Source organism: Bacteroides caecigallinarum, assembly GCF_016902295.1.
Classification (GTDB): domain Bacteria; phylum Bacteroidota; class Bacteroidia; order Bacteroidales; family Bacteroidaceae; genus Phocaeicola; species Phocaeicola caecigallinarum_A.
On the sequence record NZ_JACJLQ010000022.1, the window covers coordinates 46233 to 59205 of the forward strand.

Annotated in this window: 11 protein-coding genes; 7 read left to right on the forward strand and 4 right to left on the reverse strand. The window is 39.6% G+C overall.

All coding sequences use genetic code 11. The annotated features are described in order from the left end of the window. Positions 1–23: 23 nt before the first annotated feature. The 3 genes from H6A27_RS09025 to H6A27_RS09035 all read right to left on the reverse strand — a co-directional run bounded on the left by H6A27_RS09025 (position 24) and on the right by H6A27_RS09035 (position 4114). Entirely contained in the window at positions 24–2087 is a 2064-nt protein-coding gene (locus H6A27_RS09025) for an RNA degradosome polyphosphate kinase (RefSeq protein WP_204508462.1), read from the reverse strand. 111 nt (positions 2088–2198) lie between these two features. Next, positions 2199–3317 (reverse strand): glycosyltransferase family protein, encoded by a 1119-nt coding sequence (locus H6A27_RS09030; RefSeq protein ID WP_204401476.1) that lies wholly within the window; start codon positions 3315–3317, stop codon positions 2199–2201. After that, the gene (locus H6A27_RS09035; RefSeq protein WP_204401478.1) at positions 3314–4114 is read right to left on the reverse strand and encodes a UDP-2,3-diacylglucosamine diphosphatase; all 801 of its coding nucleotides are present in this window, start codon (positions 4112–4114) and stop codon (positions 3314–3316) included. The genes H6A27_RS09030 and H6A27_RS09035 overlap by 4 nt, the downstream gene beginning before the upstream one ends. A 219-nt stretch (positions 4115–4333) precedes the next feature. On the opposite strand from H6A27_RS09035, the gene H6A27_RS09040 reads away from it, so the two are divergent. The 7 genes from H6A27_RS09040 (at position 4334) to H6A27_RS09070 (ending at position 11944) form a co-directional block, all read left to right on the forward strand. Beyond that, entirely contained in the window at positions 4334–4717 is a 384-nt protein-coding gene (locus H6A27_RS09040) for an L-rhamnose mutarotase (protein WP_204401480.1), read from the forward strand. Between the two features lie 54 nt (positions 4718–4771). Next, a complete protein-coding gene (locus H6A27_RS09045; RefSeq protein ID WP_204401482.1) occupies positions 4772–5704 on the forward strand; it encodes an aldo/keto reductase in 933 nt (310 codons plus the stop codon). A 12-nt stretch (positions 5705–5716) separates the two neighbouring features. Further along, on the forward strand, positions 5717–6640 hold the full coding sequence (locus tag H6A27_RS09050) for an amidohydrolase family protein (RefSeq protein ID WP_204401484.1): 924 nt from the start codon (positions 5717–5719) through the stop codon (positions 6638–6640). Continuing rightward, entirely contained in the window at positions 6637–7884 is a 1248-nt protein-coding gene (fucP, locus tag H6A27_RS09055; RefSeq protein WP_204401486.1) for an L-fucose:H+ symporter permease, read from the forward strand. Before H6A27_RS09050 ends, fucP begins: the two co-directional genes overlap by 4 nt. Before the next feature lie 29 nt (positions 7885–7913). Then, positions 7914–8930: a zinc-binding alcohol dehydrogenase family protein gene (locus H6A27_RS09060; protein ID WP_204508463.1), complete on the forward strand. Its 1017-nt coding sequence runs from the start codon at positions 7914–7916 to the stop codon at positions 8928–8930. Between the two features lie 66 nt (positions 8931–8996). Beyond that, complete coding sequence (locus tag H6A27_RS09065; protein ID WP_204508464.1) at positions 8997–10445, forward strand: tagaturonate reductase; 1449 nt, start codon at positions 8997–8999, stop codon at positions 10443–10445. Between the two features lie 8 nt (positions 10446–10453). Continuing rightward, entirely contained in the window at positions 10454–11944 is a 1491-nt protein-coding gene (locus H6A27_RS09070; protein WP_204508466.1) for a UxaA family hydrolase, read from the forward strand. A gap of 56 nt (positions 11945–12000) precedes the next feature. Here the strand turns inward: H6A27_RS09070 and H6A27_RS09075 are convergent, their stop codons facing one another. Further along, on the reverse strand, positions 12001–12858 hold the full coding sequence (locus H6A27_RS09075; RefSeq protein WP_204401491.1) for a helix-turn-helix transcriptional regulator: 858 nt from the start codon (positions 12856–12858) through the stop codon (positions 12001–12003). Positions 12859–12973 lie beyond the last annotated feature (115 nt).

Sequence of the window (12973 nt, forward strand, 5' to 3'; positions counted from 1 at the left end):
TGTGAAAAATCAAGCTATAATATCTATTCATTTTCTGCAAGATAGCTATCATAGAGAGCTTCTTGAGAGCGGAAAGGCACATCACCTTCAGCTATTTGAACAAACTTATTGTCACCAAATCCGTCAACGACACGTCCCTGAAGAGTATCTTTCAGACCATAGTCAACAATACGTTTCAATTCTCCTTTTATTGAAGGGTCGTAAACCGGTGTTATCACCTCTACACGGTTATCAAGATTGCGAGGCATCCAATCGGCAGAACCCATGAATATCTTTTCCTCTCCTCCGGCTGCAAAAATAAATATACGTGAATGCTCAAGGTAACGGTCGATAATACCGTTAATCCTGATATTACTGCTTACACCAGGAATGCCAGGAACCAAAGAACAGTTTCCACGTACAAGCAAATCTATTTCTACTCCCGCCTGTGAGGCCTCGTAAAGTTTCTCAACCATTACAGGATCGGTAATATGGTTTATCTTAACTTTGATATATGCAGGCTTGCCTGCCTTGCGGTTCTTTATTTCATTGTTGATAAGAGCGATAAACTTGTTCTTCATCTCGTTAGGCGAAACAAGCAGTTCCTTAAACTTTATCGGCGTATAAGGACGTTCAATGAAATCGAAAACGGCATTTACATCGTTTACCAGTCTTTTAGATGCTGTCATCAACACGCAGTCTGTGTACATGCGGGCATTACCCTCGTGGAAGTTACCGGTACTAACACATGCAATATCCGGTCCGGTTTTCATTTCTATATGAGTAATCTTGGAATGGACTTTCAGTCCTTCAACACCGAAAATAACCTTTATTCCGGCATCCTGCATTTTCTTTGACCAGTTGATGTTAGAAGCCTCATCGAAACGTGCAAGCAACTCTATAACTACAGTTACCTTCTTTCCGTTTCTTGCCGCACCGATAAGGGCTTTTACCACTTTCGACTCCTTTGCAAGACGGTACAGGGTTATCTTTATGCTGTTTACCCTCTTGCTTACCGCAGCTTCCTGAAGCACTCGTATGAAAGAATCGAAGTTATGATACGGAACATGTATAAAACGGTCCTTCTCCTGTATCTTCGACAAAAGGCTTTCAGGACCATCAAGCTCCTTCTTCATAATCGGAGTCCAAGTAGGGTATTTCAAATTCTTTCTGCCACAATCCGGAAACTTCATCAGGTCTTTATGATTCTGGTAACGTCCTCCTGAAAGAATTGTATCCCAAGCATCGACATCCAATTTATTCAAGACTTTTTTCATCAAGTCCTTAGGCATATCACCATCATATATCACACGTAATGGTTCACCACGCTTGCGGCTTTTGACTCCTTTTGAAATTTTCTGCAAAGTACCAGTCCTGAGGTCATTGTCTATCTCCATCTCGGCGTCGCGTGTAAACTTAAAGGCGTAGGCTTCGAACTTCGTATATTCCAGTCCCTCGAAGACTATGGGAAGACAACACCTTACTACATCGTCAAGATACATCAGATAGCTCTTTCCGTCGCAATCCGGGAGACGGACGAAACGGCCGCACAAACCAACCGGCAATTCAAGAAAGGCATAGTCAGTAACAGTTTTTGAACCGTTTTCTTTCTGAAGCTTTACGGCAAGATAGATATTCTCATCTGTTTCCGAATCAAGAGTCTTTACTGCAGAGAACCATACGGGGACTATAAACCCATTCAGTTTCTCCTTATAATACGAACGGATATATTCCAACTGTTCCGGAGAGATATTGTCATCATCAACAAGAAATATATTTTCTTTTTCAAGATCGGAAATAACGCTTTCCACAGCCTGCTCATACTCCTTGGCATATTCCGAGTTGAGTTTTGTGATTTTCTTTATAATCTTCTTAGCCTTGTCTCTATCTTTTGCGGCAGATTTGTCTTCACACTCCGCTATACGGTTTTGCGAAGCCATACGGACACGGAAGAACTCATCAAGATTATTCGAGTATATACCCAGGAAAGCCATTCTTTCGAGCAGAGGCACATGCTGACGAGTCGCTTCCTGCAATATTCGCCTGTTAAAATACATCCAGCTTATATCCCTTTCAAGATATGGATTGTCTTTTTTCTTAATTGCCATAACGTCTAAAAAATTTTCTGCAAAGGAAAGTTATACATATTACATTGTTATTGCAATTTACAAAAAAAATCTATACAAAACTTATTTATAGATATAAAAATGCATATACCATTATATAAATTCCTCTACCATATACATATTAGGCATAAAGACATCAGAAACAAGATTTTCCAATTCATTAACTATCATATATCCAGCCGAATTTGCCCAAGCCTTAAACCTCTTATCAGGCTTATAATTATCAGCAAACTGAAGGAGTTTGCTTAAATTGAAATCATCATCTACAATTCCTGCCGAACTCCTCATTGCATCGTATGCATTACACTCCTGCTCAATATGCGCAGGTACCATCATCAAAGGTTTACCAAGATACATTGCCTCGCACACCGATTCGAAACCGGCAGTGCTTGCGTATGCCCTGCAACCTGACATTTGTCTTAAGAACTCCACATCATCAAGTTGATAAAAGGACAATGTCTCATCTATTTTCTTCACAGGCGCTTCTTCCCATCTGTCCCAGAAAAAACGCAGATGTGTTTCGGGATGTGCTTCATGCCACCTCATCACACATTCGGAAAATCCGGAATTAACCATATAGCCGTGTATATAGTTTCCTTCGGAAGTTTCCTGCCTGAACACATCGCTTCTTAATAATGGCGGAACTACCTTGATTCTGTTCTTGTCATCGTCTCTCATTGGTCTGAAAGAAAGCGCCAAATGTTCTTTTGCGCCCAATGCGGTAATACGTGTAAACAGATTAAGAAGCTTCATTCCGAACTTATGTTTGTTTGGCAATTCAAAGTCCTTATGCAGGAAAAGATATTGATGTCCGATACAAACCTGTGGGGCTGAAGGACGATAAAAGAAATAAGTCAGACCAGTAAGCAATTCATAGAAATTTATAACCATATCTGCCCCGGTACTTTTTATTCTGCTATTTATATAGTGCATACTGCTAAAATACTCGGGCACTTTCATTACATTATATAAAACACTTCGCGTGATATTAACACGTTTATTTGCCGGAGTAGGAAGGAAATTAGGACTCACGAACTGTTTTACAGGCGCATGGACACTTCGTGTAAAAAAACCAGGCAAACGTCTTGATTCGCTTTTGCCGACAAGCATTTCCACTACTTCATGACCACTCCTCAACAAAGTATCCTCCAACGTTATGGCCTGAGTAAGGTGCCCACGGCCTTCTCCCTGAACTACAAACAGAAATTTCATGATGCTACAGATAATATGGATAGTTTTGATGATTTGTTAATATATTCTATTATATCGGAATAGTTGACCACTTCCCAATTGCCGTTTTCATCTTCGATAAGAGCGGAAAGAGTTTCCACCCAATCTCCAGAATTCAAATAATGAATTCCGTCAATAATCCTATTTTCAGGGTGATGTATATGTCCGCAAATCACACCATCACACTGGCGTTTCCGCGCAAAATCTACAAGTACTTCCTCGAAATCTGAAATATAGGAGACCGCTGATTTCACTTTATGTTTTATCGCCTGCGACAATGAATAATATGGTTTGCCATGCCTTGCGCGATATCTATTATACATACCGTTCATCCATAGCAACAAAGTATAACCCACATCACCAAGTTTTGCAAGCCATTTCATTTCGGTTGTAACTTTATCAAACACATCGCCATGAGTAACGAAATAATGACGGCCGTTACTCTCAAGTATATAATCTCTGACTATACTAACATTAGAAAATTGCAAAGGCACAAGATTATCCAGAAAATCGTCATGGTTGCCACGAACATAAATAACCTCAGTACCACACTTTTCCATCATTTTCATTATTATCTTGAAAAACCGGGTATGCTCAGCCTTCCATTTTTTCACACCCGATTTTTGCAAATGCCATCCATCTATAATGTCGCCGTTAAGTATAAGCCGGTCACAATCTACCGCGCTAAGGAAATCACTGACTTCATCCACCTTTGAATGTGACGTGCCAAGATGAATGTCCGATAAAACGATTGTTCTGTAATGTGGTCTTAATTCCATGTTTCTTACTTTTTTGTCTGACGCAAAATAACGGAACACATGTTACAAAAAGATGTACATATAATTAATATACCAATACATTTAATCTTGTCAAACAACAAATCTTTTAATGATACAGGAATGACAATTACGACGAAAATGTTATGCTTTATCTCTATTTTGTCCTATACTGTTTATATGTAATGCTGTATCTTTGCCACAAATCTTAAAATTAAAAACATGAATAATAACGGTTATAAAGTAAAGGAATATAATTGTCCTGTAAAAAGATATTGTCAGACATTAAGCTTAAAGGATAATCCCGAACTGATAGCGGCATACAGAAAGGCACACAGTAAAGAAGAGTCATGGCGCGAAATAAGAGAAGGGATACGCTCTGTAGGAATACTGGAAATGGAAATCTACATTTTGGGAAACAAACTTTTCATGATTGTTGAGACTCCGCTTGATTTCGACTGGGATTCGGCAATGAAAAAATTGGCAACCCTTCCAAGACAAGCAGAATGGGAAGATTATGTCGCAAAATTCCAACAATGCGCCGAGGGTGCCACATCCGATGAAAAATGGCAAATGATGGAACGTATGTTCTACCTATACGACTAACAGACAGAATTTTATCTAACATTATAATAAACCTATAAAAATCTTTTTTACATTATGGAATACCGCGATTTAGGCAAAACAGGCTTGAAAGTTCCTGTGTTAAGTTTTGGAGCCTCTTCATTGGGAGGAGTTTTTCATTCAATCAAAGAAGAAAATGCTTTGAAGGCAGTATTTACTGCAGTGGAAAACGGACTGAACTTCATTGATGTTTCTCCTTATTATGGTCACTATAAGGCTGAAACAGTTTTGGGAAAGGCATTGAAAGAAATACCAAGAAGCTCATATACATTATCCACTAAGGTAGGAAGATACGGAAAAGATGGAGTAAACACATGGGATTATTCCGGAAAACGCGCAAAGGAAAGCGTGTACGAAAGTATGGAAAGGCTGAATATCGATTATATCGATTTAATCAATGTTCATGACATAGAATTCGCCGACCTGCAGCAAGTAGTAGATGAGACCTTGCCTGCATTGGTAGAACTTAAGGAAAAAGGAATTGTAGGACATGTGGGAATAACAGACCTTCAGCTTGAAAATCTGAAATGGGTTATAGAACATTCAAAGCCAGGTGTGGTTGAAACAGTATTGAACTTCTGCCATTATTCACTTAATGATGACAAGTTAGTGGATTTCCTTGATTTCTTCGAAGAACGCGGCATTGGAGTAATAAATGCCTCACCATTCTCTATGGGACTTCTTACTCAAAGAGGTATTCCAGACTGGCATCCGGCACCAAAACCATTAGTAGAAGCCTGCAAGAAAGCTGCCGAATATTGTTCAGAACAAGGATATCCAATAGAAAAACTCGCTATTCAATATTCTGTAAGCAACAAGAGAATACCTACCACACTGTTCAGCTCTGCGAATCCGGATTCTGTATTGAAGAACATCAAATATATACAAGAGCCTATTGACTGGAATCTTGTAGAAAAGGTAAAAGAAATAATTGGCGACCAGAAAAGAGTAAGTTGGGCAAATTCATAAAACACTATTGCAATGGAAATGACAATTATTGATGCGCATTCACATTTATGGCTGTATCAGGACACAGAGGTTGACGGTCTAAAAATACAGACAACGGAAAATGGCCAATCATTGTTCATGGGGGAGATACGCCAGATGCTCCCCCCGTTTATGATTGACGGACGTAACAGTGCCGAGGTATTTTTAGCCAACATGAACTATGCACAGGTTGGCGCTGCTGTAGTGACACAGGAATACATAGACGGCATACAAAATGACTATCTGATGGAGGTCAAAAGAAAATATCCTGACCGTTTCTTCGTATGCGGAATGTGCGAATTCAGAAAAGACGGATTTTACAGTCAGGCTGAAGAGCTGATAAGCAAAGGTTTCAAAGGAATCAAGATTCCTGCCCAAAGACTTCTAATGAAAGACAAAAGAGTTTACCTCAATTCTGAAGAAATGATGAAGATGTTTCACCTTATGGAGAAAAACAATATCATTCTTTCTATAGACCTTGCCGACGGTGACACACAGGTGGGAGAACTTAAAGAAGTCATATCGGAATGCCCTGATATGAAAATTGCAATAGGACATTTTGGGATGGTTACCACCGACAGATGGCAAGAACAAATAAAACTTGCAAGAAACAAGAATGTTATGATTGAGTCAGGAGGTATAACATGGCTTTTCAATGACGAGTTCTATCCATTCAATGGCGCTGTAAAAGCCATCAGGGAAGCTGCCGATCTTGTTGGAATGGACAAACTGATGTGGGGGTCCGATTATCCGAGAACAATAACCGCCATCACATACCGCATGTCATACGATTTTATTATTAAATCAAAGGAACTGTCTGATAAAGAAAAAGAATTATTCTTAGGCAAGAATGCCAAATCATTCTACGGGTTCGGTGAACTGCCAGTGCTTCCTTACATAAAAAACATGTCAGAATGAGAAACAAATATCTAATACCTTTATCACTTATTTTCAGTTTGTTCTTCTTGTGGGCAATAAGCAGCAATCTGCTTCCCACCATGATAAGACAACTGATGAAAACATGCGAGCTCAACGCTTTTGAGGCTTCATTCACTGAATCGGCTTACTGGATTGCATATTTCATTTTTCCTATACCGATAGCCATGTTCATGAAGCGTTTCAGTTACAAATCGGGAATAATCGTGGGTTTGCTTCTTGCTGCAGTAGGCGGATTACTGTTTTTCCCAGCGGCATCAATAAAGCAATACTGGGCATATCTGATGATTTTCTTCATCATTGCCACAGGTATGTGTTTTCTTGAAACTGCAGCCAACCCGTACGTCACAGCGCTTGGTTCACAGGAAACTGCGTCAAGACGCCTGAACCTTGCACAATCGTTCAACGGTCTTGGAGCATTTATTTCTGCCATGTTCTTGAGCAAACTCATACTTACAGGATACAATTACACCCGTGAGACACTTCCACAGGACTATCCCGGAGGATGGGACGGATATATACAGATGGAAACAGATGCTATGAAACTGCCTTATCTGTGTTTGGCAGCACTGTTAATACTGATAGCCATCATACTGATATTCTCCAAACTGCCAAAGATAGACGATGAAAAGAATGATAATAAAGGAAATACTAAACTCATAAACTTTAAGGTTCTTAAAAGGTCGCATTTGAAATGCGGAGTAATCGCGCAATTCTTCTATAACGGTGGACAAACCGCAATAAACAGTCTGTTCCTGGTTTACTGCTGCATGTATGTAGGGCTGCCTGAAGATACAGCAACAACTTTTTTCGGTTTCTACATGCTGGCATTTTTAGCCGGAAGATGGATTGGCACGATGCTAATGGTAAAATTCCGTCCGCAGGACATGCTCTTTGTTTACTCCATAGTAAATATAATCCTATGTGGCATTATAATGATTTTCGGCGGTATGACCGGTCTATATGCCATGCTTGGAGTTTCATTCTTCATGTCGATAATGTACCCTACACAGTTCTCACTCGCGATAAACGATTTGGGTGAAGACACAAAAAGCGGCTCGGCATTCTTGGTTATGGCAATCATAGGTAATGCCTGTATTCCACAACTTACAGCTTACATAATGAATCATAATAAGGATGTCTATTACTTTGCATATATCATTCCGTTAATATGCTTCTTCTTTACAGCATATTATGGATGGAAAGGATATAAAATAAAAGATTAAAATATTTCAAACCCCAAAAACAAAAAGATATGAAAGCATTACAAATAGCAGAAGCAGGTGTTGTCAGAGTTGCTGATGTAGAAAAACCTGTACTAAAATCCGGTGAAATTTTATTAAGTATTAAATATGTAGGATTTTGCGGTTCAGACCTTAATACATATCGTGGAAACAATCCAATGGTAAAAATGCCTGTAATACCAGGTCATGAAGTCGGAGCTGTCATTGAAGAAATTGGTGAAGGTGTTCCGGAAGGATTTCACAAAGGTATGGCGGTTACTGTAAACCCATACACAAACTGCGGCAAATGTGCTTCATGCCGTAATGGAAGAGTAAATGCGTGCGAACATAATGAAACTCTCGGCGTTCAACGCAATGGTTCAATGCAGGAATACCTTGTATTACCGTGGAATAAGGTTATTCCAGCCAACGGTTTGTCGGCAAAAGAATGTGCTCTTATCGAGCCGATGAGCGTAGGTTTCCATGCTGTATCAAGAGGTCAGGTTACAGATATTGACACTGTAGCCGTTATCGGTTGCGGGATGATAGGACTTGGAGCTATTGTACGCGCAAGCCTGAGAGGAGCGTCTGTAATCGCAATAGATCTGGATGACGAAAAACTTGAGCTTGCGAAAAGATTAGGAGCAAGATATGTCATAAACTCTAAGACAGAAGATACAGTCAAGAAAATAAAGGAGATTACTGACGGATATATGGCAGACGTTGTAATAGAAGCTGTAGGTAGTCCTGCTACATACGTTACCGCTATTGATGCCGTTTCATTCACCGGCAAAGTGGTATGTATAGGCTATGCAAAGAGCGATGTTTCTTTCCAGACTAAGTACTTCGTACAGAAAGAACTTGATATCCGCGGCTCAAGAAATGCAATGCCGGAAGATTTCAGAGCAGTAATACAGTATCTGAAAAACAGTAATTGCCCTAAGGAAGAACTTATCTCAGCAATAGTTAAACCTGAAGAAGCTGGTGACGCGCTAAAGAAATGGTCTGAAAATCCAGGAAAGGTATTCAGAATTTTGGTTGAATTCTAATTACCATATTCAGAGAATCAAAATTTAAACCACACAAAATGTTTAACATATAATTAGCATACTATAATGAAACAGTTGAACATAAACACAGCAGTAAAGACCAAACGCCCTGAAAGGATAATACAATTTGGCGAAGGAAACTTCCTAAGAGCTTTCGTTGACTGGATTATTTCAAACATGAACGAGAAGACAGATTTCAACAGTAGTGTAGTAGTTGTACAACCGATAGAGAAAGGCATGATTGATGCGCTTAACAGTCAAGACTGTCTATATCACGTCAATCTGCAAGGACTGGATAACGGAAAGACTGTCAACTCATACAGAATGATTGACGTAATAAGCAGAGCCTTAAATCCTTATCATGATTTTAAAGCATTTATGTCACTCGCCGAACAACCTGAAATGAGGTTTGTTATTTCAAACACCACAGAAGCAGGTATCGCATTCGATTCTTCATGCAAACTTGACGATGCTCCAGCAAGCTCATATCCAGGAAAGCTTACACAGCTGCTATACCACAGGTTCAAGTTCTTTAACGGTGACCCAACAAAGGGACTGATTATTTTCCCCTGCGAACTTATCTTCCTGAACGGACATAAACTGAAAGATACTATATACCAATACATAGAACTTTGGAATCTTGGCAATGACTTTAAGGAATGGTTTGAAAAATCATGCGGAGTATATGCCACATTGGTTGACCGCATCGTTCCAGGATTTCCTAAGAAAGACATTGACAAGATTAAGGAAGAACTTGGCTATGATGACAATATGGTTGTAAGAGGAGAGGCATTCCATCTTTGGGTGATAGAAGCTCCACAGTCTGTAGCCGAAGAGTTCCCTGCAGACAAGGCAGGTCTCAACGTATTGTTCGTTCCGTCAGAAGAGCCTTACCATGAACGCAAGGTAACCCTGCTGAATGGTCCTCACACTGTACTTTCGCCTGTAGCATACCTTTCTGGAGTTGACATTGTTAGAGATGCCTGCCAGCACGAAGTGATAGGCAAATATATCCATAGAGTTATGTTTGACGAACTTATGGAAACTCTGAACCTGCCAATGGATGAATTAAAACAATTCGCAGAAAACGTATTGGAACGCTTCAACAATCCTTTCGTAGATCATCAGGTAACTTCAATCATGCTGAATTCATTCCCTAAATATGCGACGAGAGATCTTCCGGGATTGAAGGTTTATCTGCAAAGGAAAGGCTGTCTGCCTGAAGGACTTGTTTTAGGTCTTGCAGCAATAATCGTATATTACAAGGGAGGCAAACGTCAGGACGGAACAGATATAATCCCTAACGACGCGCCTGAAATAATGCAACTGCTTACTGATTTATGGAGTAAGGGTTCTGTAGAAGAATTAGTTAAAGGTGTGCTTGGAGCTGTTTCTATCTGGAACGAAGATTTGAATAATATTCCAGGATTACATAACCGTGTAGTTTATTATATCAACAATATAATGGAACATGGCATGTTGGAAACCGTAAAAGGACTCGTTGCCGGCAATTAATGTAATATATTATGACAGGATATATTCAAATTAATAAAACAGATAACGTTGCGGTAGCCTTAAAGGATTTAACAAAAGGAAGCGTTCTGGAAATATCAGGGAATATTATCACTACAAATGAAGACATCCCTGCCGGACATAAAATAGCATTGAAAGATTTCTCGACAGGAGATTTGGTGATAAAATATGGCTTCCCCATCGGACATACCACTACAGATGTAAAAACAGGATGCCTTATAAATGAAAAGAATATCAAAACCAATCTTTCAGGATTGGACACATATTCATATACACCACACTTCAGGAAGCAAAACTTCAATAATGAAGGACGGTCATTCATGGGGTATCGCAGGACTGACGGGAAAGTAGGAATCAGAAACGAAATCTGGATTATACCCACTGTTGGATGCGTAAACGGTATTGCGGCTGAACTTGCACAGAAGTTACGCGACGAAACTAAAGGCGAAGGTGTTGATGCCATAGTAGCCTACACACATAACTATGGTTGTTCACAATTGGGCGACGACCATGAGAATACTCGCAAGATACTCCGCAACATGGCAAAACATCCTAATGCAGGAGGAGTACTTATAATAGGTTTGGGATGCGAAAACAATCAGCCTGACGCATTCATGGATTTTCTCGGCGAATATGACAAGAACAGAATTAAATGTCTGGTATGCCAGAAAACCGATGATGAAATAAGCGAAGGAATGAAAATACTTAAAGGGCTTTATGAAACCGCAAAGAAGGACTCCAGGACTGAGGTACCGTTGTCTGAACTGAAAATAGGACTGAAATGCGGAGGCTCTGACGGATTTTCAGGTATAACGGCCAACCCTTTATTGGGATTGCTGTCAGACTATATTGTCGCACAGGGAGGATCGACTGTGCTTACAGAAGTCCCGGAAATGTTTGGAGCGGAAACCATCCTAATGGAAAGATGCAGCTCGAAAGAAATATTCGACAACACTGTTTCCATGATAAATGGTTTCAAGAATTATTTTATCAGCAACGGACAACCGGTATATGAAAATCCTTCGCCAGGAAATAAAGCAGGTGGTATATCAACTTTGGAAGAAAAATCACTTGGATGTACACAGAAATCCGGTACTTCAAACGTAGAAGACGTGCTTATGTACGGTGATACAATCAAGAAAAGCGGTCTCAGTCTTTTAAGCGCGCCAGGAAATGATCTTGTCGCAAGCACGGCTCTTGCAGCTGCCGGATGCAGCATGGTATTGTTCTCTACAGGCAGAGGTACTCCTTTCGGTACATACGTACCTACTGTGAAAATATCTACAAACACATCACTATCTGAAAGAAAACCGCAATGGATAGACTTCAATGCCGGATGTATAGCCGAAGGCGAGGACATGAACTCCGTAAATCGCAGATTTATTGACTTCATAGTCAGTATTGCAAACGGAGAAAAAAGCAACAATGAGAAAAACGGTTATAGAGAAATATCAATATTCAAGCAAGGTGTTACACTATAACTGAATATTTAAACAATAGAATGGAAAGATGTAGGTTTGATTGCATCTTTCCATTTTTATTTAACAGTAAACCGATATTCATTAGGAGTTACTCCAGCTATTTTTTTGAATATCCTACAGAAATATGAATAATCATCGAAAGACAATCTGTAAGCAATATTCTTGACGGAGACATTTTCGGTAACAAGCAAAAGCTGGGCCTTTTCTATCTTTTTACTATTTATATACTGTAAAGGAGTACTGCACATTTCCTGTTTGAAAAGCTTTATAAAATGGTCCTCCGAAAGAAATACACTGGCAGCGAGATGACGCACACTGATATTCTCATATATATGATTACGTATGTAGTCCAAAACTCTTTCTATTCTCTCATCTTTCACAGATTCAGCAGCAGCGGCATGTTTAAGAAAACGCGATAGCAATATATACACTATTCCCCTCGACTCAACCTTATCATACACTGCCCTACTTTTGTTTACCATAAGACTCTTCATCAGCATCGGGTTATTGTCATACGAGTCAGGATTAGATTCAGGCAGTTTCATAAAAGGATTTATCTCGCACAGTTTCTTCACCAAATCCAAGTCATGTTCACTGGCGCTTATTTCATTTGGCAAAACCCAATCGTCAAGAAGACTATGCCCTCCCTGATTGTCTTCATACAGATGAATATAATATAAAGAGAAATACGAATCACAAATATAGCTGTGAGTAGTAAAAGAGGGTATAAAATAAAGATGATGAGGCTTTAATTCGATAATTCCATCCGGCAGTTGTACACGAGCAGAGCCACCAGTTACATAATATATACGCATGAACGGACTTCTTACATCAGTCCAATTCCAGTCTGCATTATGTACGGCGTATCCTACATTCAATACCAACGGATGAAGCATTTCTATTTCATTATTCATTACTATAATAACCCGTTGGCGGAATTAAATTAGCGCATATTTAACTTTGCCAATGGGTTTGTTGTTTTTATAGTTGATGTATTGTAGGATTGTAAGTGCGCTAATCTTCCCTATA